The 26283-nt window shown below is 62.8% G+C and carries 27 protein-coding genes and 1 tRNA gene; 15 read left to right on the top strand and 13 right to left on the bottom strand.

The window, feature by feature from the left end; genetic code table 11:
* Positions 1–79: 79 nt before the first annotated feature.
* Positions 80–379: a hypothetical protein gene (locus tag ACZIRK_RS08035; RefSeq protein WP_130231103.1), complete on the bottom strand. Its 300-nt coding sequence runs from the start codon at positions 377–379 to the stop codon at positions 80–82.
* A gap of 247 nt (positions 380–626) precedes the next feature.
* Here ACZIRK_RS08035 and ACZIRK_RS08030 point away from each other — a divergent pair, with 247 nt between their 5' ends.
* Positions 627–869 (top strand): DUF3551 domain-containing protein, encoded by a 243-nt coding sequence (locus ACZIRK_RS08030; RefSeq protein WP_080663745.1) that lies wholly within the window; start codon positions 627–629, stop codon positions 867–869.
* A 159-nt stretch (positions 870–1028) separates the two neighbouring features.
* Positions 1029–2147 carry a class I SAM-dependent methyltransferase gene (locus tag ACZIRK_RS08025; RefSeq protein WP_463327135.1) on the top strand — a complete coding sequence of 373 codons (1119 nt, stop codon included), beginning with the start codon at positions 1029–1031 and terminating at the stop codon, positions 2145–2147.
* Between the two features lie 100 nt (positions 2148–2247).
* Here the strand turns inward: ACZIRK_RS08025 and ACZIRK_RS08020 are convergent, their stop codons facing one another.
* Entirely contained in the window at positions 2248–2427 is a 180-nt protein-coding gene (locus ACZIRK_RS08020; RefSeq protein WP_130229109.1) for an ACT domain-containing protein, read from the bottom strand.
* Positions 2428–2625: 198 nt separating this feature from the next.
* On the opposite strand from ACZIRK_RS08020, the gene ACZIRK_RS08015 reads away from it, so the two are divergent.
* A complete protein-coding gene (locus ACZIRK_RS08015; RefSeq protein WP_456640881.1) occupies positions 2626–4308 on the top strand; it encodes a Na/Pi cotransporter family protein in 1683 nt (560 codons plus the stop codon).
* 35 nt (positions 4309–4343) lie between these two features.
* On the opposite strand, the gene ACZIRK_RS08010 is transcribed toward ACZIRK_RS08015, so the two are convergent.
* Positions 4344–5477 carry an AI-2E family transporter gene (locus ACZIRK_RS08010; protein ID WP_463327134.1) on the bottom strand — a complete coding sequence of 378 codons (1134 nt, stop codon included), beginning with the start codon at positions 5475–5477 and terminating at the stop codon, positions 4344–4346.
* Between the two features lie 194 nt (positions 5478–5671).
* Entirely contained in the window at positions 5672–5938 is a 267-nt protein-coding gene (locus ACZIRK_RS08005; RefSeq protein ID WP_028164462.1) for a GlsB/YeaQ/YmgE family stress response membrane protein, read from the bottom strand.
* Positions 5939–6315: 377 nt separating this feature from the next.
* Between ACZIRK_RS08005 and ACZIRK_RS08000 the strand changes: the two genes are divergently transcribed.
* The gene (locus ACZIRK_RS08000; protein ID WP_028164461.1) at positions 6316–6621 is read left to right on the top strand and encodes a hypothetical protein; all 306 of its coding nucleotides are present in this window, start codon (positions 6316–6318) and stop codon (positions 6619–6621) included.
* Positions 6622–6643: 22 nt separating this feature from the next.
* Here ACZIRK_RS08000 and ACZIRK_RS07995 read toward each other — a convergent pair whose 3' ends face one another.
* Entirely contained in the window at positions 6644–7882 is a 1239-nt protein-coding gene (locus ACZIRK_RS07995) for a cytochrome P450 (RefSeq protein ID WP_130229111.1), read from the bottom strand.
* A gap of 135 nt (positions 7883–8017) precedes the next feature.
* Positions 8018–9865 carry an outer membrane protein assembly factor BamB family protein gene (locus tag ACZIRK_RS07990; protein WP_130229112.1) on the bottom strand — a complete coding sequence of 616 codons (1848 nt, stop codon included), beginning with the start codon at positions 9863–9865 and terminating at the stop codon, positions 8018–8020.
* 284 nt (positions 9866–10149) lie between these two features.
* Between ACZIRK_RS07990 and ACZIRK_RS07985 the strand changes: the two genes are divergently transcribed.
* The 3 genes from ACZIRK_RS07985 (at position 10150) to ACZIRK_RS07975 (ending at position 14195) form a co-directional block, all read left to right on the top strand.
* The gene (locus ACZIRK_RS07985; RefSeq protein WP_028164458.1) at positions 10150–10374 is read left to right on the top strand and encodes a dodecin; all 225 of its coding nucleotides are present in this window, start codon (positions 10150–10152) and stop codon (positions 10372–10374) included.
* 121 nt (positions 10375–10495) lie between these two features.
* Positions 10496–12385, top strand: coding sequence for an AMP-dependent synthetase/ligase (locus ACZIRK_RS07980; RefSeq protein WP_463327133.1), 1890 nt, complete (start codon positions 10496–10498; stop codon positions 12383–12385).
* Positions 12386–12677: 292 nt separating this feature from the next.
* On the top strand, positions 12678–14195 hold the full coding sequence (locus ACZIRK_RS07975; protein WP_130229114.1) for an AMP-binding protein: 1518 nt from the start codon (positions 12678–12680) through the stop codon (positions 14193–14195).
* 180 nt (positions 14196–14375) lie between these two features.
* Here ACZIRK_RS07975 and ACZIRK_RS07970 read toward each other — a convergent pair whose 3' ends face one another.
* On the bottom strand, positions 14376–14795 hold the full coding sequence (locus ACZIRK_RS07970; protein WP_130229115.1) for a DUF1810 domain-containing protein: 420 nt from the start codon (positions 14793–14795) through the stop codon (positions 14376–14378).
* Complete coding sequence (locus ACZIRK_RS07965; RefSeq protein WP_283813312.1) at positions 14792–15283, bottom strand: NUDIX hydrolase; 492 nt, start codon at positions 15281–15283, stop codon at positions 14792–14794. Before ACZIRK_RS07965 ends, ACZIRK_RS07970 begins: the two co-directional genes overlap by 4 nt.
* Before the next feature lie 252 nt (positions 15284–15535).
* On the opposite strand from ACZIRK_RS07965, the gene ACZIRK_RS07960 reads away from it, so the two are divergent.
* Positions 15536–16507, top strand: coding sequence for a S1C family serine protease (locus ACZIRK_RS07960; RefSeq protein WP_130229116.1), 972 nt, complete (start codon positions 15536–15538; stop codon positions 16505–16507).
* Between the two features lie 17 nt (positions 16508–16524).
* Positions 16525–17598, top strand: a complete 1074-nt coding sequence (locus tag ACZIRK_RS07955) for a carboxylesterase family protein (RefSeq protein ID WP_130229117.1) — start codon at positions 16525–16527, stop codon at positions 17596–17598.
* Positions 17599–17671: 73 nt separating this feature from the next.
* Here the strand turns inward: ACZIRK_RS07955 and ACZIRK_RS07950 are convergent, their stop codons facing one another.
* Entirely contained in the window at positions 17672–18412 is a 741-nt protein-coding gene (locus ACZIRK_RS07950; protein WP_463327132.1) for an SDR family oxidoreductase, read from the bottom strand.
* A 121-nt stretch (positions 18413–18533) separates the two neighbouring features.
* Between ACZIRK_RS07950 and ACZIRK_RS07945 the strand changes: the two genes are divergently transcribed.
* Together ACZIRK_RS07945 and ACZIRK_RS07940 are read left to right on the top strand one after the other, a co-directional pair.
* Positions 18534–19421, top strand: a complete 888-nt coding sequence (locus ACZIRK_RS07945) for a LysR family transcriptional regulator (protein WP_130229119.1) — start codon at positions 18534–18536, stop codon at positions 19419–19421.
* A gap of 71 nt (positions 19422–19492) precedes the next feature.
* A complete protein-coding gene (locus ACZIRK_RS07940; RefSeq protein ID WP_028164448.1) occupies positions 19493–19699 on the top strand; it encodes a hypothetical protein in 207 nt (68 codons plus the stop codon).
* Positions 19700–19714: 15 nt separating this feature from the next.
* On the opposite strand, the gene ACZIRK_RS07935 is transcribed toward ACZIRK_RS07940, so the two are convergent.
* Both ACZIRK_RS07935 and ACZIRK_RS07930 read right to left on the bottom strand, forming a co-directional pair.
* Entirely contained in the window at positions 19715–20377 is a 663-nt protein-coding gene (locus ACZIRK_RS07935; RefSeq protein WP_130229120.1) for a DsbA family protein, read from the bottom strand.
* Positions 20378–20594: 217 nt separating this feature from the next.
* Positions 20595–21089, bottom strand: a complete 495-nt coding sequence (locus ACZIRK_RS07930) for a hypothetical protein (RefSeq protein ID WP_130229121.1) — start codon at positions 21087–21089, stop codon at positions 20595–20597.
* A 189-nt stretch (positions 21090–21278) separates the two neighbouring features.
* On the opposite strand from ACZIRK_RS07930, the gene ACZIRK_RS07925 reads away from it, so the two are divergent.
* The 3 genes from ACZIRK_RS07925 to ACZIRK_RS07915 all read left to right on the top strand — a co-directional run bounded on the left by ACZIRK_RS07925 (position 21279) and on the right by ACZIRK_RS07915 (position 24083).
* Positions 21279–21554, top strand: coding sequence for a PsiF family protein (locus ACZIRK_RS07925; RefSeq protein ID WP_130229122.1), 276 nt, complete (start codon positions 21279–21281; stop codon positions 21552–21554).
* A gap of 140 nt (positions 21555–21694) precedes the next feature.
* Positions 21695–22759 (top strand): AbrB family transcriptional regulator, encoded by a 1065-nt coding sequence (locus ACZIRK_RS07920; protein ID WP_463327165.1) that lies wholly within the window; start codon positions 21695–21697, stop codon positions 22757–22759.
* 1000 nt (positions 22760–23759) lie between these two features.
* A complete protein-coding gene (locus ACZIRK_RS07915; protein ID WP_130230691.1) occupies positions 23760–24083 on the top strand; it encodes a YnfA family protein in 324 nt (107 codons plus the stop codon).
* A gap of 144 nt (positions 24084–24227) precedes the next feature.
* Here ACZIRK_RS07915 and ACZIRK_RS07910 read toward each other — a convergent pair whose 3' ends face one another.
* Entirely contained in the window at positions 24228–24764 is a 537-nt protein-coding gene (locus tag ACZIRK_RS07910) for a disulfide bond formation protein B (protein ID WP_130230689.1), read from the bottom strand.
* Positions 24765–24916: 152 nt separating this feature from the next.
* On the opposite strand from ACZIRK_RS07910, the gene ACZIRK_RS07905 reads away from it, so the two are divergent.
* Positions 24917–25001 (top strand) — tRNA-Leu (locus ACZIRK_RS07905).
* Between the two features lie 251 nt (positions 25002–25252).
* On the opposite strand, the gene ACZIRK_RS07900 is transcribed toward ACZIRK_RS07905, so the two are convergent.
* Entirely contained in the window at positions 25253–26251 is a 999-nt protein-coding gene (locus ACZIRK_RS07900; RefSeq protein ID WP_456640805.1) for a Bug family tripartite tricarboxylate transporter substrate binding protein, read from the bottom strand.
* Between the last annotated feature and the right edge of the window lie 32 nt (positions 26252–26283).

Here is a 26283-nt window from a genome sequence, read left to right as displayed (position 1 = left end):
TTTTTGGTTACTTCATGAGTCCCGGCACATGTCGTGCTGGGACTCATGACAAAAGCACGTGTCACGTTTTCCGCCTTCACTAATCTCGACCATAGACGCACTTGGCCATAGACCGCAGCGGAACGCCGAACCTGTTGTGAAGGTCATACTCTACGAACGCCTCGAGGCGGCTGTGCGGCTGCTGCGGAGGCCAGGCAAAATAGGGCGTGAAGAAGACCGGCTGCTGCCATTCGATGAGGTTGACCCGGCGATACGCCGAGGGCGCCAGCATCCGCTGTTTCACCGCCCGCTCGCACCAATGACCGAACGTGGATGCCTGTGCGCCGCAAGCCGGGGCAAGCGAAAGCACCAAGGCTGCGAGCGCTGACGTGGCCTTCATATGACTGCTCCTCGTGAGGATGACAACGCAGGAGATTGCGCCAGTCTTTCATGGACGTCTACCAAGATGTCGTGGCGGCTGTGTCGCACCAGTCTGCAATCACCTCGGCCGCCAGTCCACAAAAAGGCTGTAACGCATCTGCGCAGTTAATCTCGAAAATTTTAATCCAGTGATGTGAGCCAGTTCACGTCGAACCCGCACGTTTGGTCCCAGCGTCGCGTGGGGCACTTCAACGTGGGAGAGAAAGATGCGTAGCTTCCTTCTTGCTCTCGCGACGTCCGCGACCGTCCTCGCAACTGGCGTAACCCCGGTCGCAGCTAGCGAGTACCGGTATTGCCTCCAAGGCGAAGAGTTTGCCGGCACCGGCGATTGTAGCTTCACCAACTACCAGCAATGTCAGGCTACCGCATCAGGCCGCATGGCCTATTGCGCTGCCAATCCCGACTTTGCGACCGTCCCGACAATTCGTGTCAGGCCGCACCACCGCTGACGCCGCGTGCGTCGCAAGCAAATCAGATGGCTTGGTCCGCTGTGCATCATAAGGCGAGATCGATCATGTGATCGCAGCGGCCAAGTCTGGTATTGGGCCGGTAGCCGACCTGCTGCAGGTAGCTCGAATGTGCGGGCAACCGGAACGAAACCGCCTCGAGTGAAGGCGTCCACTCATCCAATGGTTGTCGCATCTGGCGTCACCCGCTACTGTGGTGGCCGCCACAACGGGGATCTGTCTTTGACGGCCGGATGTTCATCATACCTCGATCTTTATAGACGGCTGCAGCAATCATGGTCCGCCGAGACCAGCAGCAAATGGCAGTGCGACAACCCGGCAGCAGGGCAATGCGCAGTCACCGCCTTGGTGGTTCAGGACATCCTCGGTGGAGATATCCTGAAGACAAACGTTGATGGAGCGTGGCATTTCTACAATTGCCTCGATGGACGCAGAGTTGATTTCACGGCGGGCCAATTCGTTAGTCCCATCGGCTACGACGATATCGTCAGCAACAGAGACGAAGCCTTTAACGAGACCTCTGCAAGCCAATATGAGCTTCTTCGTTCCTGTGTGACCCTTCTTGGTAGGGAACGTAGTCCAGCACTTGCCGAAAGGCGGTTTGCTGAGCGACGACAAGAATTCATCGGCCTCGATCGCGGCGCGCGCTTCAAACTGATCTATCAGACCAATCTTTGGGGAGCAAAATCGTCTGTATCGGGCGTCGGCTCTGAAATCACTGCGACGCAGAAGCTTCGCGAGGAATTGTCGGATTTGCTGCGCGGCCTGGGTGTGAGAACGTTGCTGGATCTGCCCTGCGGCGACTTCTCATGGATGGCTGAGACTGACCTGGCTGACATTCGATATCTTGGTGCCGATATTGTATCTGAAGTCATCGAGGCCAATTTGTTGAAGCATAGCAAGGGCGACCGGGAATTTCGGCGCTTGGACATCGTCGAAGACCCAATTCCACGACACGATCTTGTCTTGTGCAGGGATTGTTTCGTGCATTTCTCATTTGCTCAGATCAACCGCGCGATCGACAACATCAAGCGATCCGGAAGCAAATGGCTGCTGACGACGACGTTCCCGGGCATTCGCCAGAACCGGGATATTGAAGATGGAGACTGGCGGCCGCTGAACCTTCGATCTGCTCCATTTCTGTTTCCTAGTCCGGATACAACAATCAATGAGGGTTGCACGGAAGCCAGCGGCGACTATTCGGACAAGTCCCTGGCCTTGTGGCGTATCGACAGTTTGCCTGTCCCCCATGAGCGATAACCGAAACGGAATCATTGAGGCTTCCGGTGACAGTCTTTTGGGTCTCAGGACAGTAAATCTAGCAAGGCGAACTGCCCTTCGGGCCAATAGCGGCTATCATCTACGTAGGAGATCGAGGGCCTCGTCTGCGCACACCTCCACACTGCGATGTGCTGTGTCGGTCGGGAATTTCCTCGTCTCTCGCAATCGTGCAAAACACGAAACTGCTCTCCTGCATTTCGGGCTTCATATCTCTCAATAGCGTCTTAAGGTTGAGTTCACCTGCCACAGTCGTATCCATTTCAATAACTCTGGGCCCACCTCTAATGCGAGGATTTGGCTGACACCTTAATCCCCCATAAGCTTGCCTTTCTTCCCCGGAATACCAGCCACCGTCCCCGCGTGGAAGGAAGGGGCGTCGACGCCGCCGGAACGATCGGCTGCCCTCGCTCCGCAACTGCGCTAGAGTGCAGGACTGGCCTGATCGTCAGGAGCCCGCATGTCTACGGCAATCTCAACACTCGGCGGCGTCGGCCTCTTCCTGCTTGGCATGACCGTGATGACGGACGGCCTGAAGGCGCTGGCCGGGTCCGCCCTGCGCACGGTGCTAGCCAAGGCGGCGGCGACGCCGCTGCACGGCTCGTTCTGGGGCGCTATCGTCACGCTTCTGGTGCAATCCTCCAGCGCAACGACCATGACGACGATCGGTCTCGTCAGCGCAGGTCTGCTCACGTTCCAGCAGGGGCTGGGCCTCGTCTTCGGGGCGAATGTCGGCACCACAGGGACCGGCTGGCTGGTCGCCCTCATCGGCGTCCGCGTCTCGCTCACGGCTGCGGCACTGCCGATGATCTTTGTTGGCGCGTTGACCAAGCTTCTGGCCCGCGGGCGAATATCCGGGATGGGCGCCGCCCTCGCCGGGTTCGGGCTTGTGCTTTTTGGGTTGACGACCCTGCAGCAGGGCATGGGCGGGCTGGCCGAACGGTTGCACCCGGCGGACCTGCCTGCCGTTCTCGGCAGTCCCGAGGCCGGGTGGTGGTCGGGCCTGTTCGGCGTGCTGGTGCTGGTCGTGGTCGGGCTGGTGATGACTGCGCTGATGCAGTCGTCAACGGCCGCCGTCGCGGTCACACTGTCCGCCTACTTCGCCGGCGCGGTCGGGCTGGACCAGGCCTGTGCGCTGATCATTGGCCAGAACATCGGAACAGCGACGAGTTCCGCCCTGGCCGCGATTGGCGCCAGCACCACCGCCAAGCGGCTGGCCATCGCTTATGTCCTTTTCAAGCTTATCGCCGCCGTTATCGCGCTGGCGCTTTTCCCCGTCGTCATCCCTCTACTCGTGCGCGCCTCGAGCACCGTCGATGGCGTCACGCTGCTGGCCTTGTATCACACGGCATACAATGTTGTCGGCGTGGTGGTCCTGCTGCCGCTGATCAACTGGTTCACGCGACTGGTCGAGCGTATTCTGCCCGAGCGTGGCTCGCCGCTCACGCGGTGCCTCGACCCTTCCGCGCTTGAGACCCCGATCGTGGCGGTGGAAGCGGTGCGGCGAACGATTGCACGCGCGCTCGTAACGGTATGCAGTTCGATCGAGGCGGCACTGGCCGGCCGTGCTGAACCAATCCGACTGGGGAAGGACACCGCATCGGTGCAGGATGCTGCAGACGCCTTGCGTCAGGCACAGATATTCCTGTCTGATGTGACCGGACCGCCTGAGAGCGACGACGAGCAACAGCGTCTCACGAGCACACTGCACGCACTCGACCACGCGTCTCGACTGACGGAGATGGCGAATAGCGGAATCAATTTCGGTTCGGTGAGTGGCGGACCGGAGGACATCCGCGCCGGAGAGCTATGCGCAGAAGCGATGCGAAGCGCGGCCGCGATTGCGCGCGGGGTGGCGGCGCCAGCCCGCGCCGACGGATCGCCGCAGGTCACAGCCTCGCATGGCGACGTCATGGCCGGTCCGCGCGCGGTCTCCACTGACGAGGCCATGCCCGAGCTCGAGCGTTGCGCGACGCAACTTGGCGAAATGCTGCGCACCCACCGCAGCGCGACGCTGGGCGCGGTCGCCAATGGAACGCTTACCGCCGACGCGGCGCTCGTTCGCGTCGAAACGGTTCGAAGCCTCGAAGCGCTGTCGCGTCACGCCTGGCGCTCCGCAGCCCATCTCGTCGGTCGCGGCTAAACCCGAGCGACGGCCTCCGGCGCCTGGTCGCGCGCCTAGGGCTCAGTCTCCGTCGCTGCGGTGGCGCTCGAGGCATACAACGAGCTCGCATAGTAAGTGCGGAATGAAAACCGCGTCAGCACGCCAATGGCGGAAGCGAGCGGTACCGCGACCAACAGGCCCACGAACCCGAACAAATAGCCGAAGGCGAACAGCGCGAACATCACCCAAACCGGATTCAGATGCACACGACGGCCCACCAGATTTGGCGCCAGGACGTAGTCGGCCAGCGCTTGTCCGACAATGAAAATGGCCAACACGAGCCAAATCGGCTTCCAGTCCGGCGAGAATTGAGCAATCGCGATGCACACAGATACCACCAGGCCCGAAAGCGCACCGAGATACGGGATGAAGCTGATCAAGCCGGCCACGACGCCTACCAGGATCCCGTGTTCGAGACCGATCAGTTTCAATGCCGCTGCGTAGTACACCGCGAGCACGAGGCAGAGGAAGCTCTGCCCGCGGACGAATCCGCTGATCGTCTTATCGACCTCGCGTGCAAGCATCCGAACCGTTTCACGATGTGCCGGCGGAACCCAATTGTCGACCGTCGCAATCATTTTGTCCCAATCGTAGAGCAGGTAGCAGGCAACGATCGGCGTGACGATGCCAAGCGAGACGATCGAGATCAGAGCCCGTCCCCCGGACCACAGCGACCTGAGGATGGTGTCGAACCAACTGGTAGCCATTCTCGTCAGCTCGCCGATCGAGCGTTCGGTGTGGTTCAGTCCCTCTCCGACGATCCTGCTTACCCACGGTCGGTCCGGATCGGTTGCCAACGTATGCACCCGTCGGACATAGAGCGGCAGGTGTTCGCCGAAATACCAGAGCTCACGGACGATGACGGGCACTGTCAGAACCATCGCGATGCTGATCAGCGCAACGACGAACGCGATAATGGCAAGCGTGGCCACGAGCCGGTTCACCCCCAAGCGCTCGATGCGAGAAGCCAGGGGATTGAACAGATACGCAAGCGCCATGCCGGCGACGAATGGCAGCAGAACTTCGCGCAACAAGATCACGACCGCGGTGATTGCCGCGAAAGTCGCAATCCAAAACACGAGGGGCCGGGTGCGGCGGACGCCGATCGAGCCCATTGCGATTGGTCGTTTCGACAATTCGCCGGTCATGTGTTGAACACGGTCCGTTGGCGATTTCTTAAACTTGCACGTTTGGCCTACCGCTTATGTGCTTGCGATGGATCCGGATGGCGACCGGATCAGGCAGGACGTGGATATGGTCACGTAGCGCGTCATTCTCGGCCGATGGTCGTCTTGCAGCGCTGCCCGCACCGATAGGTCAGAGGCGCTGCCTCTCCTCCACATCAGGTCGCGCGGCCTTGGCGGCCTGCGAACAGGCCGTAGACAAAGAGTACGACGACTGCGCCCACCACGCCACCAAGGAAACCTGCAGATTCACCGGGCTGATACCATCCAACGGACTGGCCCAGGTAAGTCGCGACGAATGCGCCGACGATCCCCAAGATGGTCGTCAGAATGAAGCCCTTCGGCTCCGTCTTGTCGCCAGGCATGATGAATTTGGCAATCACTCCAACGATAAAGCCAATGATGATCGTCCAAAGGATGCTCATCTCATTGCCCCTGTGTTGAAACCGCCGATCGACAAATCTGCATTCCGGCCGCCCCCACGCCAGTTTCTTTGATACAGATCAAACAGACCGACTTCATTTTTCTAGCGACCGCCTCTTCGAGGAGATCGAGCAAAGCGCGCGCGGCCGACAGCAATCTCGCGATTGCATCAAATTTTAGAGATAGATCGAAGCGACTTTTCAAGGATTTGCGTTAGGTATCGGGTCATGAGCACCCCGACCTACACACTCTGCTCGCGCGCGCTGACGCTGCGGGCTGACTGAACCAACACGTAACTCCCTTCCCAATCCCGCGAAGCAATGGCCGCAGGCGTCCTCGTCTGCGAACTGCGGAACTTTGCCCGTGAACAGGACCGACGATGACCGTCTCTTACTTGAGCTTCCGCGTGCCCTACTCGGCCAACCGGGACTGCGTGATCGTCATCAAGCCCCAGAGGGAGGCTTATCAAGCAGTCTGCGTCGACGCTGCGACCAGGCGGACCATCGGCAGTCCATCTGTTCAGCGTGACTCCAGCGGCGCCCGGCCACAGGTCTCGCCCGCCGATGTCATCGGCCGGATCGGCAGCTATCGCCTGGCCTCCGCCGCTGTCGACCTGGAGGCGGACGAATTGGCCGACCGCAGCCGCCGGATCTCCAGCCAATTGCGGTCGCGCCGGCGTCTGTAGCGCAGGAATTTGCCGGACCGTCTTACGGCTTCCAGGAGAGCCGCATGGTGTCGGCGCGGCGGATTCCGAAATGGCCGCTGATTTTCGGCGGCACATCCAGGTTGAGCTGCGGTATGCGGCCAGCGATTGCGCTGAGGCTTTCCTCCAATTCGGCGCGGGCGATCGCCTCGCCGATGCACCGATGCGCGCCATAGCCGAAGATCGGATGCAGCCGTGGCTGGTCGGTGCGATGAATATCGAAGGTGTCAGGACGATCATAGGCCATCTCGTCGCGCATGGCCGACATGGTCGATAGCGTGACAAGCTGGCCGGCCGGGATGACAGTTCCGCCAACATCGACATCCTCGCTTGTGACCCTTGCGACCGCCCCGACGCTGGGTTCGAAGCGCATCGCTTCGGTGACCGCGCCCGAAACCAGAGCGGGATCACGACACACCTCCGCCCATTGCTCGCGATGCTGAAGCAGAAGAGCGACCTGTACTGCGATCGCGACCCTGGTGGTATCGGTGCCACCGACGATCAGTTGGAAAATCTGGTAAAGCATCTCCTCGGGGGACATTTCACCGGCTTCGCCAGCGGCAGCCAGGAACGCGGACAGGAAATCCCCGCGCGGGCTGCAGCGACGTTCGCCGAGGATCTTGTCGACGTACTCGCGTAGCCTTTGCCCCGCCCTCTCGATCTCGACGAGATCGTCCGGACTGAGCCCAAGACTGAAGGCCTTGGTCACCTCATAGACCAGCAGCGTAAACTCCGGGATGTCCTCGCGCGGGAGTCCGAGAAGATCGGCAATGATGCGGGCGGGTATCTTGGCCGCGAATTCGTCGAGCAAATTGACCTCGCCATCGCCGTACCAATCCTCGATGATATCTTCGGCCGTACGGCGAATGCTTGGACGCATCTCAGCAATTGCGCGGGCAGCAAATAATCGTGAGAACGGCGCGCGACGGCGCCGATGTACATCGCCGTCGGCCGTCAGCATGCCATAGTCGAACACATCGAAGATCGTCCCGCTGTCGAAGCCCTGCATCGTGGGAAAGCTCGTTCCGGTGGGGCGGAAGCGTAGATCCTTGCTCAGACGGTCAACATCGGAAAAGCGCAGCACGAAATATCCGCCGGTTTCGTGCAACACCACGGGGTATTCCTTGCGGTAGGCACGGAATACACCGTGAGGATCCGCTTCAAGCTCCTGCAGGGTAACCGTCGGGACTTCATTGCTGGCGAAGCCGACGGAAAGTTTCTTGGTGCTGATCTCTGCCCTCATCGTACAGTCTCCGCCTTTCTAACATGCCCCGGTCTACGAAAGGGGAATGTTGGTCGCGGGGAGTTTCAGCTCGATTTCGCAGGATCATTAGTCTGTTACGTTCGTAACGCGCCCGATCGGTCACCGCGTCCCATTTCACGGAGGGCTCACCTCGAACGCGAGCAGCACGTTGCCGGGCATGCCGCTCCATTGCGCGTAGCCTGAATTGACATAGAGCATGCCGTCCACAATCACCGGACCGGGCCCGTCAATGGCGCCGCCGTGTGCCGGGACGCCGTTCACCGTCTCATAGTCGCGCGCGGTGTCGAATTCCCAGAGCAGACGCGCATCGTCGGTCGCGTAGGCGCGCAAATAACCGCTCACGCCGCCGGAGAAGACAACACCAGGAATGGCGCTAACCGCCGCGGAGAGGGCTGGACTGCATCGCTCGCGCTCACCACAGGAGACCGGCGCCACCTGCATGGTGACCTTGCCATCAGCCAGATTCAGCCCGAACAGACCGCCGCCGGCGTTCGGATCGAGACGCCTTGTGCCATCGCGAAGAAACCGCACGTCGGAGTTCGCGACATAGATCCGCTGCTGATCAGCGGCGGAGCCCCACTCGCTGCCGCCCAGCGGCCCTCCCTTGCCGACCCGCGTTTGCCAGATGATCTTGCCCTCGTCATCGGGATCGAAAGCGTGGACTATTCCTGACTTCTGCCCGATCACCAGCATGCGGCGCCCGTCCGGCAAGCTCACCAGGATTGGCGATTGGCCGAAATCGTGGTCCGGACCGGGATCTTCCGGACAGTTGGTCTTGTCGTACCCGTAGCAGGCGACGACATAGCTGTCCTTGGGGGTTGCCTGCCGATGCCACAACATCCGGCCGGACTTCAGGTCGAATGCGACGATGGCGTCGCTCGTATCCGCCGGCGGGTTCGAATAGGAGTTGCTTGTCGCGACGTACAGGGCCTCGCGCTTCACATCGATCGTCGGCGCGGACCACACCGAGGCGCCGGACGGACCGTAAAGTTGCACCCCCGCGGCATTCCTGGTCGTCGGACGAGGCGCTTCCGGAATCGTGTACGACTTCCAGATCGGCGCGCCGGTCGCCGCGTCCAGGGCCACCACGCTGCCGCGAAACGTGCAGCATTCGTAAGCGGGCCGCGATCCCGTCGCTTCCTCGATGGAGGAGACTGGAACGTAGAGGACGCCGGAAAACAGAGCCGGCGTTCCGGTAATCCGGGCGGCGGGATGGTCTTCCACCTTCTGCTTCCAGATCAGTGCGCCCGTTGTTGCGTTGACGGCGTAGGCATTGGCACGGATATCGCCGAAGAAAATCGCGAACTCATTCTTGCCCGGCAGCGGACCGAAGCTGATCGCGGTGCGTACTGGCGCGTCCGTCGCAAACGTCCAGAACGTGCAGCCGCTCCTGGCGTCGAGCGCGTGCACCTTGCTATCGGCGCCGCCGACAAACAGCATGCCGCCGATCACGGCGGGCTGGGCATTGGCAGTGGAGACGCCAGGAAAGCCGAACGTCCATTTCAGGCGCAACCGAGGCACCTCGTCCGCCGTCAGGCCCGCCATCTCGGCGGCTTGAAATCGGCTGTTGTTGATATCAGCGCCCCAACCGGTCCATCGCGGCCGGTCGAACGCCCCGTCGAAGCCGTGGGCGGCTTCCACGCAGTGCCCCGCTGCGTCGGCCTTGGCGGCAGGAGCGCTGTCGCCAACCTGTCTCCCCGTGACGAAGGAGGCGATCGCTTTGCGCTCATCATCGGTGCGGTCCTTAAGCATGGGAGCCATGCTCCCCGACGTGATGGCTCTGAGCACATGCTCGAACGCCATCGACTGCAATGCGGCGCGGTTGGGAATGCGGCTCTGCGGATCGCCCGCATCGTGGCACTGGGCGCAGTGCTGCGCATAAAGCTCGGCACCGGACTGCGCCGCGGTGGCGGGAAGACAGGACCAGATCAAGAGGCCAACGGCCGCAGCGCTCGATCTCATGAGGCTCCCCCCCCTGGGCGCGACGATCTGAACTTATCGTCTCGGAAAGATCTGCAACCTGGGGATGATAGCGTGATCGGGAAATCTCGACCAGTCAGAACCGGCGCTGGGGCCATGACCACCGGCGCATGTTGTTGGGCGAGCAGCGAGGCGAGCGGAACTCCAGGTGCAGTGAACTCGTTCAGACTGGACGCCGCGCCACTGCCGACTGATCCTGGGTGGACGGAGCGACAATCCGGATACGCCGCGAATGACCTGAAACCACTTGCAAAGGAGGTTTTGCCATGCCGACGACAGCCGAGAAAGACCACGTCTACAAGATCCTGGACCTCGTCGGATCGTCCGAGAAGAGCATCGAGGATGCGATCCAGAATGCCATTGCCCGCGCTGCCAAGACCATTCGCGAGATGAAGTGGTTCGAAGTCGTGCAGACGCGAGGCCATATCGAGAATGGCGCCGTTCGCCACTACCAGGTCACGCTGCGGGTTGGATTCACATTGGAGGAGTGAGTCCGGACATCCGGCGCGCCACATAACCATTCTTGCGCCAAGTCAAAGATGTGAGGTAGCCCCCGTGCGACAGATTCATGTTTTCGTTTGACGCTCAACGTCGTCGGGAGGCTAAGTGCAGATGGAAGAACGGTCCGGCGCCCCTTTGATCCCGCAAACCGGCGCGCCGGATACGCTTGCGCAGGTCCGCACGCTGCCCGAGCTGCTGCGTTGGCGCGTCCGGGCAACGCCTGATACGGAAGCCTACCGGCATTTCGATGCAGCCGCCGGGCGCTGGGTCAGCCATTCCTGGCACCAGATCGACCTGGAGTTCGACCGCTGGCGGCGCGCACTCGCCGCCGAGGGGTTCGCAGCCGGCGAGCGCGTCGCCATCCTGATGCCAAATGGCATCGAACATATCGCGATGGACCAGGCCGCATTGTCGCGCGGCCTGGTGCCGGTGCCGATGCACGCGATCGATAATCCCGAAAGCATCGTCTACATCCTGAAGGATTCCGCGGCGTCGCTGCTGCTGGTCGACACCATCGACCGTTGGCGGATCCTCGCAAGCGCCGGCGCGCCGACGGATACGCTCAAGCGTGTCGTCTGCGTCGATCTGCAAGGTACCGAAAACCCGGCAATGATGGATCATCGCCTCATGGCGCTGAAATCCTGGCTGGAGCGCGGACAGGCGGCCGAGGCCGTCACAGACGACGTCGCGTTGCAGCCGGATGATCTTGCCGCGATCGTCTACACCTCCGGCACGACCGGGCGCCCCAAAGGCGTCATGCTCTCGCACGGCAACATCGTGGCGAACGTCAAGGCGATCCACGCGCGCATCGCCGCCAGCCCAAATGATGTCTTCCTGTCCTTCCTGCCGCTGTCGCATACGTTCGAGCGCACCGGCGGCTACTACTATCCGATCGCCGCCGGCGCCTGCGTCGCCTATGCGCGATCGGTGCAGCAGCTCTCCGATGATTTGAAGCAGGTGCGGCCGACCGTGCTGATCTCGGTGCCGCGGATCTATGAGCGCATCTATGCCCTGATCATGCAGCACAGCGAGGCGGCCGGCCGCTTCGAACGCGAATTGCTCGATCTTACCGTTGCCGTCGGCGGACGGCGCTTTGACGCGAGGCAACAAGGCCGCAGCCCGTCGCTGTTCGACCGGATGCTCTGGCCGCTGCTCAAGCGCCTGGTCGCCGACAAGGTGCTGGCTCAGTTCGGCGGGCGGCTGCGCGTCGCCGTCAGTGGCGGCGCGGCGATCGGCGAGCGCGTGATCCGGCTGTTCCTCGCGCTCGGACTGGACATCCTGCAGGGCTATGGCATGACCGAGACGTCACCCGTCGTCTCCGTCAATACCGCAGATGACAACGATCCCCGCTCGGTCGGCCGGCCGCTCGACGGTATCGAAGTCAGCATCAGTGAGGATCAGGAGCTATTGGTGCGGGGGCCCAACGTGATGCTCGGCTATTGGCACCGTCCGGACGAGACGCGCCGAATCAAGCAAGCCGACGGATGGCTGCATACCGGCGATCAGGCCCGCATCGAAGGCGGCCGCATCAGCATCACCGGCCGCATCAAGGACATCCTGGTGACCTCGACCGGCGAGAAGATCGCGCCCGTCGATCTCGAAACCGCGATCCTCGCCGATCCCTTGTTCGAGCAGGCCATGGTGATCGGCGAGAATCGTCCTTTCCTCGCGGCGCTCGTGGTGCTGAATGCGAAAAGCTGGGAGCGGGAGAAGGCCAGACTCGCGGGCAGCGGCGCGGACGCAGAAACCGCGTTCCTCGTCAAACGGATCGCCGAGGCCGTCAAAGCCTACCCGGCCTATGCGACACCGCGCGCGGTATGGTGGACGCTGGAGCCATGGACCATTGCTGCCGGCCTGCTAACGCCGACGCTGAAGAACAAGCGCCCGGCGCTCGAGCATCGCTTCGCGGCCGAGATCGAACAAATCTACACGCGCAAGCCACAGGGTGGATCGCGTCCTGCACCTGCGCACGCGATCGAAGGATCGGCCGATAGCCGGTGAGGTGTACATGCGCTGTCATTCCGGGGCGATGCGCAGCATCGAGCCCGGCATCCATTTTCCCACCAACACCTGCGGCCCCATGGATTCCGGGCTCGCGCTGACGCGCGCCCCGGAATGACGGGTGGCGATTGTTGGCGCGAACGAATGACGAATTCACTTTCCGCCTTCGTCGCTTTGAGCCACAGCTTGACTCGCCTGGCGCCTTGTTGATGAAGTGTTTGAGTGGCGACACGCGACATGCCTCAGAACACAAAAGCGGCTGCGAGCAGCCCACTAAAAATGGAAACGCCTCATGCTGATCCCGATCGCCGACGTGCCGCGCTGGTATGCTGAACGCCAGCCGGCGGATACGATCGCCATTCGTCATGGACAGGATACGCTGACGTGGGAGCAACTCGAGCGCGGTGCCAATGCCCGCGCGCGGGCGTTTGCGGCCAAGGGCGTCAAGCCCGGCGACTTCGTCGCGATCGGGCTGCCCAACAGCAACGCATTCTTCGAGACCACCTTTGCGGTATGGAAGTGCGGCGCGACGCCGACCTCGCTGTCCTGGCGATTGCCGCGCGGCGAAGCGGCCGCGGTGCTCGATATCCTCAAGCCCGCGCTGGTGGTGGGCGGCGAACCCAATTGGAATGCGCCGAACTCGCTGCCAATCGGCTTCGTGCCCGAAGGATTTTCCGACGAGCCGCTCGCGGCTCCCGTCTCGCGCTATTGGAAGGCGATGACGAGCGGCGGCTCGACCGGCCGGCCGAAAGTGATCCTCGATCATCTGCCCGCCGTGGTCGATACCACCATGGCGCCACCGCTCAGCATCCCGCTCGGCGCCTCGCTGCTCAATCCGGGGCCGCTGTATCACAACGCGCCATTCATCGTTTCGCATTTTGCCTTGTTCGGCGGCGGACGCCTCACCGGCCTGACGAAGTTCGATGCCGAGGAGACGCTGCGGCAGATCGAGGCCGAGCGCGTGCAATGGGTCAATTTCGTGCCGACCATGATGCACCGGATCTGGTCGCTGCCGGACGAGGTGCGCAACCGCTACGATCTCTCCAGCCTGCAGGTCGTGTTCCACATGGCGGCGCCGATGCCGCCATGGCTGAAGGAGAAATGGATCGAGTGGCTGGGGCCGGAGCGGATCTGGGAGCTCTATGGCGGCACCGAACGGCAGGGCTCCTGCATCATCTCCGGCGTCGAATGGCTCGCGCACAAGGGCTCGGTCGGCAAGATCGGCGAGACTGCGCGCCTGCGCATCATTGGCGAGGACGGCAATGACGTCGCTCCCGGCGAGACCGGCGAGATCTATTTCCTGCCCAATGATGGCGCCGGCACCACCTATCACTATCTCGGCGCCGAACCGAAGCGCCGCGCCGACGGCTGGGAGTCGCTTGGCGACATCGGCCGGCTGGATGAAGATGGCTATCTCTATCTCGGCGACCGGCTCGCCGACATGATCCTGCGCGGCGGCGCCAACATCTATCCGGCGGAGGTCGAGGCTGCGGTGTGTGCGCATCCCGACGTGCGCTCCTGCGTGGTGGTCGGCCTGCCCGACCCCGAATTCGGCCAGCGCATCCATGCGATCATCGAGTGCGATCCGGCGGTCAACGCGCAGGCGATCGCCGATGGCATGAGCGATTTCCTCGCCGACAGGCTGAGCCGCTACAAGCATCCGGAGAGCTTTGAAATCGTGGACGCGCAGGTGCGCGACGATTCCGGCAAGGTCCGTCGCACGCTGTTGCGCGACGAGCGCGCCGCATGGCTGAAGGAGAATCGCCCATTCCGGATCATGCCATCGCGCGTGCACGCGAAGGCGGAGTGACTTCGAGACAATTTCTGCATGCCTCGCGTTCGATACGCGCCGTCATTCCGTGCGCGCGTCAGCGCGAGCCCGGAATCCATTTCTCCACCTGCGCATGCGGCCTGATGGATTCTCTGATGTGCAATTGCACATCATAGCTCGCGACTTCGTCGCGCCCCGGAATGACAGCGAATGGACTGGCTAGCCGAGCAACTCCAGCGTTCTCGGATCGGCTTCGCCGCCATAATATTTCTTCAGCGCAGCGGGAAATTCCGGAGCGGCCGACGCGGCGGCGAACAAGGTCATCGAGGAGCGGAACTTCAGATCATCGGGGCTGCCGAGAATGTCCCGGATGGTCTTGCCTTCGACCGCGTTGACCAGACGCATGCACTCCAGGAGCCGCGGTCCCAGGATATCATGCTGGAGATAGGCGATCGCCTCGTCGCGGGAAGCGATCGCAAAACGCTGCGCCATCGCGCTGAACCCGAGGCCGGCAAGCTGTGGGAAGATGAACCACATCCAGTGGCTTTGCTTGCGGCCGCGGCTGAGCTCCGCCACAACCTGCCGATAAACCGGAGCCTGTGCATCGACAAAGCGCGCGAGATCAAAGCGGTCGCTCATAAACTCCTCCCTGATGGGCCGACAAGCTCGGCGAGACGATCGAGCAGCGGCCGCTGGCCTTCGAGGATCTTCGCATGCGCGGCCGCGAGATCGAACCATTCGGCGCGGTCGATCTCAGGGAATGCCTGCATCTTCCCGCTTCTCGGTGGCCACTCGATCTCGAACATATTACTCCTGATAGCATGCACATCGAGATCGCCTTCGACGGCGAAGGCGATCACGCGCTTTCCGGCACGCTGGCGGATCTCGCCCAGCGGCTCAAACGGCTGATCAAGGACGACGCCGGTCTCCTCGGCAAATTCACGACGGGCCACCGCGATTGCATCCTCTTCCCCGTCCATCTCGCCCTTCGGGATCGACCACGCGCCCTCGTCCTTGCGGCGCCAGTAAGGCCCGCCGGGATGCACGAGCAGAACTTCCAGCCGCGCCCCCGAACGGCGATACATCAGGATGCCCGCACTTGCGGGCGCGCGACGTTCCGCCTTCAACGATCTTTGCTCCCGCGACACATACCCGCTCGGGCGTAACCCGCTAGCCAGACCCGATGCTATCCCCGGATGCGTTCGGTTTCAAAATCGTCAGCACCGGCGGGGCTGACGCATTTGTAGTCGTTCCAAACGATGAAGCCCGCTCGCGCTGGGCTCATTTCGTTGTTATATTGCCTCCGGGACGATCGACCGGACATTGACTATTGGGTGCGGCGTTAGTCGAAGGAAACGCGATTCTTACGGAGATCCTTCATGTCTTCCTTGACCGAATGGAAAGTGCCACCGGCGCACCAGCCCAGTTCCGGCAACTACAAATTCGACCTCGACCGCACGCTTACCGCCGTGGTGGGACTGCACTCCATCATCCCGTCCGACGCGTTCAGCGCGGAGACGCTCGGCACGGAGCGCGCCGGCAACGGTGTCCTGATCGACGACGGGCTGGTGCTGACGATCGGCTATCTCATCACTGAAGCGGAAACCGTGTGGCTGCATCTTGGCGACGGTCGTGTGATCGAGGGCCATCCGCTCGGCTTCGATTTCGAATCCGGCTTCGGCCTGGTGCAGGCGCTGGGACGGCCGGGCATCGAGCCAATGCCGATCGGCTCCTCCGCCGCGACGAGGGTCGGCGACAATGTCGTGGTCGGCGGCGCCGGCGGCCGCACCCGCTCGCTGGCGAGCCAGATCGTGGCGAAGCAGGAATTCGCAGGCTATTGGGAATATCTGCTCGATGAAGCGATCTTCACCTATCCCGCGCATCCCAATTGGGGCGGCACCGCGCTGATCTCCGGCAAAGGCGAATTGATCGGCATCGGCTCGCTGCAGCTCGAACGCGAGCGCAACGCCCGCGCCGAGCACGTCAACATGATGGTGCCGATCGACCTCTTGATGCCGGTGTTCGACGACCTGCGCAAATATGGCCGCGTCAACCGGCCATCGCGGCCCTGGCTAGGCATGTACACGACCGAGATCGACAACCGCATTGTCGTAGTCGGCATCGCCGGCAAGGGGCCGGCGGCGCGCGCCGAGCTGAAGACCGGCGACGTCATCCTCGCCGTTGACGGCGAAAAGGTGATGAGTCAGGCGAGCTTCTATCGCAAGCTCTGGTCGCTCGGCACCGCCGGCGTCGACGTGCCGCTCACCGTCTATCACGAAGGCGTCACCTTCGACGTCACGCTGGCCTCGATCGATCGCACGAAACTGTTGAAGGGGCCGCGGCTGCATTGAGCACCGGGAGCGTCGCAATGAGCGAGGCCGTGGTGGACGACATCGTGGCCGTGCTGCCGCCGCTGTTGCAGACGCTCGAATCGCTCGGCTTCATCGCGCGCCATTTGCACCCGCCGGAGTTCGGCCATGTGATGCAGATCGCGGGCGAGCCGGACGAAGCGCTGCGCGCGGTCCGCCCGCGGCTCGCCGACTGGCCGGAGCAATTTGCCGCGATCAGCGCGCAGCTCGAAGCCGCAAGCGATGCGGCGCTCGCCGCCTGGCAGGGCCTGCGCGCGGTACAGGACGGCAATGGCGATCTGGTGAGCGTGTTCCGCGCGCTGCGCTACACGCCGCGCGCGCTGGAAGCGCTCTATCCGCTGGCCGCGCGATTGCCGCCGGTGAACGAGTTCTTCACCGATCCCGCCTTGCGCGGGGATGCCGAACTGCTGGCGCGGCTGGCCGAGCCCGCCGGTGAAACCACCGGCATCCTGCACGACAGTAACGAGCCCGGCAGCCGCGGCGGCTTTTCGCTCTACGTGCCGGAATATTACACACCCGAGCGCGCCTGGCCGCTGGTGATGGCGCTGCACGGCGGCAGCGGCAATGGCCGCGGCTTCTTGTGGAGCTGGCTGCGCGATGCCCGCAGCCGCGGCGCCATCCTGGTCTCGCCGACCGCGCGCGGAAGCACCTGGGCCTTGATGGGCGACGATATCGACACGCCGAATTTGGTCCGCATTCTCGATTTCGTGCGGGCGCGCTGGACTATCGACGAGAAGCGAATGCTGATGACGGGAATGAGCGACGGCGGCACGTTCTGCTATGTTTCAGGCTTGGACGGCGCCTCGCCCTTCACCCATCTTGCGCCTGTCGCCGCGACCTTCCATCCGTTGATGGCGCAGATGGCGGATGCGGATCGCCTGCGCGGCCTGCCGATCCATATCGTGCATGGGAAGCTCGACTGGATGTTCCCGGTGCAGGTCGCGCGCCAGACGCAGCAGGCGCTGAGCGCGGCCGGCGCTGCCGTCACCTATCGCGAGCTCGACGACCTCAGCCATACCTACCCGCGCGAGATGAACGCGGCGATCCTGGAATGGCTGAACGAAGTGCCGTAGCCCGGGTGAAGCGCCAGCGTAACCCGGGAATGCTTGCTACGCTGACGCAAGAGGCCTCGTCGACGTCGAAGTTTCAGACCAGACCACCATTGGCACGCAGCGTCTGGCCGTTGATCCAGGCACCGTCGGGGCCGGCGAGGAAGGACACCACCGAGGCGATGTCTTCGGGCGTGCCGAGTCGCTCCAGCGGATTCGCCTTGGCAAGGCGGTCGATCAATTCCGGCGACTTGCCGTGCAGGAACAGATCGGTCGCGGTCGGACCGGGGGCGATCGCGTTGACCGTGATCGCTCGTCCGCGCAATTCCTTGGACAGGATCGCGGTCAAGACCTCGATCGCCGCCTTCGTTGCGGTGTAGACGCCGTAGGTCTCGAACTTTGTGCCGACGACGCTGGTCGAGAAATTGATGATGCGCCCGCCGTCGCGCAGCCGGCGCGCGGCCTCGCGCATCGCATTGAAGCTGCCCTTGAGGTTGATGGCGACGTGCTGATCGAACAGCGCGTCATCGGTGTCGGCGATCCTGGCAAGCTTCATGATGCCGGCGTTGTTGACGAGCACGTCGACGCCGCCGAAGGCGGCCTCCGCCGCATCGAACATGCCGCGCACTGCATTGGGATCGCTGACATCGGCCTTGGCGGTAAGCGCCCGTCCGCCGGCCGCTTCGATCCGGCTCGCCACCGCCTCGGCGGCTTTGGTGTCTCCGGCGTAATTGATCACGACGGTGAAGCCGTCCTTTGCAAGGCGTTGGGCGACCGCAGCGCCGATCCCGCGCGAGGCGCCCGTTACCAGTGCTACTTTTTTGGTCCCGTTCGACATCTTTGTTCTCCTGCTGATTTGCGGCCAGGCCGCTGGGTGGCAGGAGTAAAGTAGGCGCTTCCATCTCCCGGATAATTATGTATTTTTTGGCCTTACTGTTCGTAAAACTCGGACAATCGAGATGGATCGGTTCGATGCGATGCGGGTGTTCACCCGCGTGGTGGAGCGGCGCAACTTTTCGTTGGCGGCGGAGGATCTCGGGCTGCCGCGCTCGACGGTGACGGACGCCGTCAAATCGCTGGAGGCACGGCTCGGCGTGCGGCTGATCGAACGCACGACACGGCATGTCCGCCCGACCCTCGATGGCGAAGCGTATTATCGCCGCTGCCTGTCGCTGATCGCCGACCTCGAGGATGCCGAAGGTGCATTCGCCGGCGGCAAGCCGAAGGGGCTGTTGCGGCTGGAAGTGCAGGGCACGTTGGCGCGTCACTTCTTGTTGCCGAACCTGCCGGGCTTCTTCACGGAATATCCCGACATCGAGATCAATATGAGCGAGAGCGACCGCTGGATCGACCTGATCGAGGAAGGCGTCGATTGCGTGTTGCGCTTCGGCCATCTGCCCGACAGCGACATGATCGCAAGGCAGGTGGTGATGCTGGAGCGCCTCACCTGCGCGGCGGCTCGTTATTTCGAGCGCTTCGGCACGCCGTCTGGTCCCGATGTGCTCGAAGGCCACCGCATGATCGGGATACGCTCGCTGACAACGGGACGGCTGCGGCCGATGGAGTTTGTGGTCGACGGCACAGTTCGCGAAGTGATGCTGCCGGCGATCATGTCGGTGACGGGACCGGAGAGCTACCTCGCTACCGCGCGGCTCGGCCTTGGCCTGGTCCAAGTGCCGCGCTTCCACGCCGAAGCCGATCTCGGGCGCGGGGCCCTCGTTGAGGTGCTCACGGAATGTCCGCCGCCCTCGGTCCCGGTATCCCTGCTCTACCCACGCAATCGCCAGCTCTCGCCGCGCGTACGCGTGTTCATCGATTACGTGTTGCGCGCCTTCGGGCGGGCGTGAGTGCGGTTCCGGCCCGACCCGGAACCATCCGCCGGCCATCCCCGTTATCTGCGGTCACCGGAGGTTTCGTCATGCGAACGTTTTTCGGAATGATCTTGGGTGCGCTGCTGCTGATTGCGGGCGTTTATCTCTATGATTCGATGCGAACGTCGAGCGTGGCGGGCGGCCAACTCGCGCAGAGCGGCCGCACCATCGTCAACTGGGACGTTGCCGCCGATGACCTGAAGGCGCTGAAGGCTCGCGCCCATGAGGATTGGCAGAGGATTTCGTCGCGCTAGCGAGCACGACGGCCATTAGCGGCTCATGTTCGCCTTGCGCGCATCGGCAATGGCCTGCACGAACTGCTCCTTGGTCAGGATGCCGGGCACGCGGAATTTACCGACGATGAAGGACGGCGTGCCCTGAAAACCAAACGCCTCGGCCTGCGCGTTGTTGCGCGTAAGAATGGCATCGATTGATGTGGCATTGGCCGCAAGATCGCGCTTCAAGCGATCCATATCGATGCTCGCACCTGCGAGCACCTCCTGTATCCGCGGCTCGGTCAGCTTCGTGGTGAGGCCCATCATCGCCTCATGCGCGGCCTGAAACTTGTCCTGATACTTCGCCGCCAACGCCATGCGCGATGCAACCTTCGATACATCGCCCAGGATCGGCCAGTCCTTCCACACCAGGCGCACCTTGCCATCGTCCTGCGCAATTTGCTGCAGTTCAGGTGCGATCTTGCGGCAATAGGGACATTGATAGTCGAACCACTCGACGATGCTGATGTCGCCCTTGGCGTTGCCGGCGACAGGGATCTCCGGATCGCGCAGCACGGCCGCTTCGGTCAACACCTTCTCTTCGTCCTGCGCGGCGGCAGCGCGGCTGAGCAGCGTAACGCCGACAGCCATCAGGCCGAGCGCGGCGCGGCGCGTGGGTTCCGGATTGATCCCGGCACGATCGGTCGATGGGCTCATGTCAAATCTCGCGGCTGCCTGCGCTGTCTACGCTCGGCGGGCCGAGATGTCACGCCGCTTTGCCGAGCCCGCACAGCCCATCGCAATGTCGGCCGAAACACGGCACCATGAAGGCTGGTGCGGCCAGTGTCGTACTCCGGCCGCGCCATTTGCTTTGTTTGGGCATGATCTTTTTCGGAAAACCGGTGTCCACTTTTCCGGATCATGCCCTAGGAGATCAAGCAGCGCCCTTCAACCGCTTGGTGCATTCGCTGTAGTAGCCGCCGCCCTTCTGGATCCACTTCAGGCCGCCATTGGCATTGCTGGCCTTGTTGGCATTGTACTGGTCGACGCAAGTGTGCATGCGGGCCTTGCCCTCGGTCTCCTTGGAGTATTTCGGATCGACCGCGTTCGGGAATACCGCCGGTCCTGCCGGCGACGTGGGCGCTGCGGCTGGAGCAGCTTCCTTCTTGGCCTCCTTGGCGGCCGGGGCCGGCGCGGGCGCGGCGGCTGTCGGTGCAGCGGGCGCGGCAGCGGCTGGCGTTGCGTTTGCGCCGCACTCGGCCTTGCGGAAGTCGTTCCACTTCTGGCCGCCCAGTGTCCCGGCTGCCTTGGCTGCCTGGTACTTGGCGCTGCATTCCTGCGCGGTCAGGGCCTGCGCCGGCGCCGACATCACGAATGCGGCAAGACCCGAGGCGGCCATCGCACAAAGCAGTTTGGCTTGAATTGTCATGGTTGTTCTCCCTTTCCGTCAAACCTCAGCGCGTTGACGAGGGCCGCATCCTAACGCAACCGGAACTTGCGACAACGCATTGGCGAACCGCCCGCTCAAAATATTGTGGCGCCCGATACGCGCGATATTCATCGGCGGTTCAGCATCGGGCGACGACGGTTTCGCGTCCACTCATTCGAGGTGCGCTCCATGCCGAAGTTTTCCTCCCTCGCCACCACAACCGCCCTCGCCGCGTTCCTGCTGACGGGCACCGCCTTTGCGCAAACCACCACGCCCGCACCGAAGGACACGGCCAAGACCGAGACCAAGGCGGCGCCGACGCCGGAAGAGAAGAAGGCGCGCAGCGCCGCCTCGCTGGAATGCTCCAAGCAGGCCGATGCGAAGAGTCTGCACGGCAAGGAGCGCAAGAAATTCCGCCGCGAATGCCTGAAGGAAGCCGCCGACAAGAGCGCGGGAGCGAAGTAAGCGGCACCCCGCCATCCCGAACACGGGGATGGCGAGCAGCGACGCTCTAAAAATCCGGCGCATTGCTGCAATCGCGAGATGCATTTGTCGCGGGCCTGCGGATTTGGCATAACGCCAGCGTGAACCAGCTTCCCGCATCGATGGCGCTTGCCATTCCCAGCCGCGCGAACATCCTCAATACGACCGAGACGCTCGTCATCGGCGCCGCGGGCGGCCTGCTGTTTTTGTGGGCGAACCTGCCGGGCGGGCTGATTTCCGGCGCGATGATCGCGGTCGGCATCGCCGCGCTCGCCGGCCGGCCGCTCACCGTGCCGCCGGTGGTGACCCAGACCGTGCTGGTTCTGCTCGGCATCTCGCTGGGCTCCCTGGTATCGCGGCAACTGATCCAGCATGTGAGCGCCTATCCGCTCACCATCGCGCTGCTCTCGCTCGCCACCGTCTGCTCGATCTTCGGCAGCAGCTTCTACCTGCAGCGCGTACATGGCTGGGACCAGACCTCGGCTTTCCTCGCCGGCAGCCCCGGCGCGCTGTCGCAAATCACGATGCTCGCGATCGAGAAAGGCGCCGATGTCGCCGCGATCGCCGTGGTGCAGACCATGCGCGTGATCATCCTGACCGCCGCTTTACCACTGATGCTGGCGGTGCTCGGCATAGCACCGGCGGCGCCGCCGACGATTGCCTCCGCCAGCGCCTCGCCGATCGAGCTCGTGGCGCTGATCGCAGCCTCCATCGGAGCGGCGCTCGTGCTGCGCTGGGCGAAATTTCCGGCAAGCTGGATGTTCGGCGCCATGCTCGCCTCCAGCCTGCTCCACGGCGTCGGCGCGATCGAGGGCGGCTTGCCGCCGTGGGTGCGCGGCGTCGCGCTGGTCGGCATCGGCGCCCTGATCGGCTCGCGTTTTGCACGGATGAAGCTCTCGACCCTGCGCAGCCACATCAATGCCGGGCTGGGCTCGTTCGCGGTCGCGATCGTGATCTCCGCGATCTTCGTTGCCGCGATCACGCTGACGACGCAGGTCCGCCTCTCCGACGTCGTCGTCGCCTTTGCCCCCGGTGCGATGGACGCCATGCTGGCGCTGGCGCTGACGCTGCATATCGACCCGATCTTCGTCGGCGCGCACCACCTCTCGCGCTTCGTGTTCGTGACGCTGGCGACGCCCGGCATCGTGCACCTGTTCGGCCGCCCGCAGGAGGATGTGGACGATTAGGCGGGCTTTCCCCGTGTACGATCTCGTCCCCCCTTGCATCGGCGTCACTGGCTTTTGTGGTGTGAGCAAGGGTTTGCTAATCCAAATTTCAAACAGCGGTCCCGTAGGATGGGTAGAGCGAAGCGAAACCCATCAGCTTTGAACCCAGCTGCGCGAATGATGGGTTTCGCTTCGCTCTACCCATCCTACGTCTGAAACAGCGGATGTGAGTTCGCGTTCTCGCGGCGCTTCGCGCCCGAGCTTTGCATCTACTTTCCGCCCTCCTCGATATCAGAGGGCGCAGGGAAAGCCGGGTGCCGGTTGCACCCATGGGCCCCGTGCAACAAAAAGCACGGGGGTAGGACCACAGGTTCAACCGAAAACACTCCGGCTTTCCCTGCGCAGTGGTTTACGACTTACTTCGTGCTCTTCCCGGTGACCGGGCTTTCTTGCCACCGTCGCCTCTCGCGCGAACTTGTTTCGCGCAAAAAACTTAGCGCCAGCGTCGGGGCGCCAGAACCACACGACTTCGCCGTCCGCGCATAGCTGCGTTCGTCGTTCGCAGCACCCGCGTCCACCGCATCTCACCGCAACGTTCGTGACGATCGCGACCCGCCCCTCATCCGCCGTGAGACGCACGGAGTTAAATCACTGATTTGCCCGACAGCGGAAGCGGAATGTTTTTTGCGCGAGGACTGGACGACCCAAATCACCTTGGAAACACTGGCGAATTCTTCTCCTCTGTCATTCCGGGACATCGCGCAGCGATGAACCCGGAATCCATTTCTCCACTCGCGCAAGCGGCCCAATGGATTCCGGGCCTGCGCCTTCGGCGCATCCCGGAATGACGAAGAGGAGTTGGTGGTCACCCTGGCGCTGTGGTGACGGCGACGGTGTTATTGACGATCACCGTATTATGGCCGCTGCACCAGAAGCCCCTTATTCGAGCGCCGCGGGTTTGACGGCGACGATTTGACCCGCCGCCTTGAACAGCAGCGGGAGCCGTGAGAGATGATCCCTTATGAGAACTGCCGTCGTCTATGTTGGCGCCGCGATCGCTGAAATCGCCGGTTGCTTTGCGTTCTGGGGCTGGTTGCGTCTTGGCAAGCCTGTCTGGTGGCTGCTTCCGGGCCTGCTCTCGCTCATCGTGTTCGCGTACCTGTTGACGCTCGTTGAGACCGAGGCGGCGGGACGCGCCTACGCCACCTATGGCGGCATCTATATTGTCGCCTCGCTTGGGTGGCTCTGGGCGGTCGAGAGCGCACGTCCCGATCGCTGGGACATTACAGGCGCTTCCATATGTCTGATCGGCGCAGCCGTCATTCTATGGGGACCACGTGGGTAGCGGTAGTCGGAACAATGACGGGACTGTCATTCCGGGGCATCGCAAAGCGATGAGCCCGGAATCCATTTTGCCGCTTGCGCCTGTTGCCCGATGGATTCCGGCCTGCGCCTTCGGCGCATCCCGAAATGACGAACGGGCGATCTCTCAGGCTCTTACCGTCCGAGCAAAGCCCCAGGCGGAGATGGCGGCCATCAGAAGCGAGATCAGCACGTTGTAGCCGGCGAGCGAGAGGCCGAGGAAGCGCCACTGCACCTCGTCGCAGCGGATGACCTTCACCGTATCCAGCCGCTGCAGCAGCGTGCCGGCGCTGCCGAGATTGCCGACCGGCCCGGTGCAATCGGTCGGCCCCTGCCAAAAGCCCCATTCGACGCCGGCGTGGTAGGCGCCGAGCCCGGCATTGACGAGTGCGGCGATCACGAGGACCGCGAGCCCTGCAAGCAACAGCGGCCGCGGCGCCCCCTTCGCGGCGGCGAACGCCACCAGCGCTCCGAGCGGGACCGCGAGATAATAGGCATAACGTTGCTCGAGGCAGAGCGGACAGGGCAGGATCTCCAGCACAAGCTGGAAAAACCAGGCCCCCGCCAGCGTCGCCGCCGCGATGACAGCGACGGCGGTCGACGCCGTCAGCGCCGGATTGGCCGATCTATGTGTGGACAGCGGATTGGCGGTCGCGAGCGTCACGGCTAAAGCTCCTGCAATACCAAGGTGGTATCCCCTGGACCCGGCGCTGTCGAGCCGCGTCCGGATCAAAACCGCGCGGGTTGACCCCACCACCCCGCCCGCTATATTCCGCCCGCTTCGCGACGCCAGCCTTCCGGGCTGATGGGGCGAATGCCCCTGTGGCGGAACTGGTAGACGCGCTCGACTCAAAATCGAGTTCCGCAAGGAGTGCTGGTTCGATTCCGGCCAGGGGCACCATCTCGTCGCCAGTCGAGAGTGCGACCAGAGGCCGCCTTTGATGACAGCTCTCACCACCCGCTCACAAGGGTCGTCCCCATCCGCTTCAAGCACCCATAGCTTTGGGCAGAGGCACCCAAAGCGGTTTGCGCACATACACGTTTCTGTGGGCGAGAGGCGGGTTGCAGGCGTTGGGTGCTGTAGCGGCGGCCTACGTCTTCGTGCTGCAAGTGCTTCTCAGCGCGATCATCGGTGCCTTCTGATCGACAGCGTCAGTTGAAAACCTTTGCTTTTGCACGCTTCACGATATTTTCCATCCGCGCAGAATCCCTTGCGATGGTTTCTCCGAACTTGGCGGGCTCATCGGCGATCACGGTCAAACCAAGGCTTTCCAGACGAGCTGAGACGGTCGAATCTCGCAAGGCCTCCACGATGCACTTGTTGAGCTTCTCGATCACGTCCTTTGGGGTCGCCGATGGAGCAACAAAGCCGTACCAGTTGCCTGCGAGGAGATCAGGTGATCCTGCTTCCGGGGACGTCGGCACATCGGTTAGCTGCTTGCTTCGTTCAAGCGCGGTCACGACAATCGGCCTCAGCGCTCCGCTCTGCACCTGCTGGACGACATTCGACAGGTTGTCGCACATCATAGAAACCTGACCACCGACAACATCCTGGAGTGCCGGAGCTGCTCCTTGGTACGGTATGTGAACGGCATCAATGCCTTCGAGCACCTTCAACGTCTCCCCACACAGGTGGCTCGTGCTCCCATTGCCGGCCGAAGCAAATGTCAGCTTGCCCGGCTCAGCTTTGGCCAGCGCCACCAACTCCTTCAGCGAGCTTGCCTTGACCGACGGATTGACGACGATGATGTTCGGCGTCGAAGCGCCATTGGTGATCGGCGTGAAATCCTTTTCAGGATTGTACGTCGGCTTTTCATAGATCCATTGGTTGATCGTAAGCATGCCAGTCGTCGCAAGCAGAATGGTGTGGCCATCCGCTGGTGACGAAGCGACGCGAACCGCCCCGATCGAGCCGTTTGCGCCGCCGCGATTTTCGATAATCACCGGAACACCGAGCGACTTGGACATCAACGGACCCACCAATCGTGGAATCGCGTCGGCGGTGCTTCCGGCAGGATACGGGACGACAATCGTAATCATCTTTTCAGGGAATCCAGCCGCTGCCGCACCGGGCACCTCGAAGGATGCTGGCGATAGCAGTGCCGCCAAAATAAACGTCGCCCACTTCATCGGTCGATCATTGCTTCGCATTCTGAACATCCTGCATGACATCTTGGCGAACC

The organism is Bradyrhizobium sp. Leo114 (assembly GCF_055229415.2).
The sequence above is the reverse complement of the archived record's forward strand: the minus strand, read 5'-3'. Positions and strand labels throughout refer to the sequence as shown.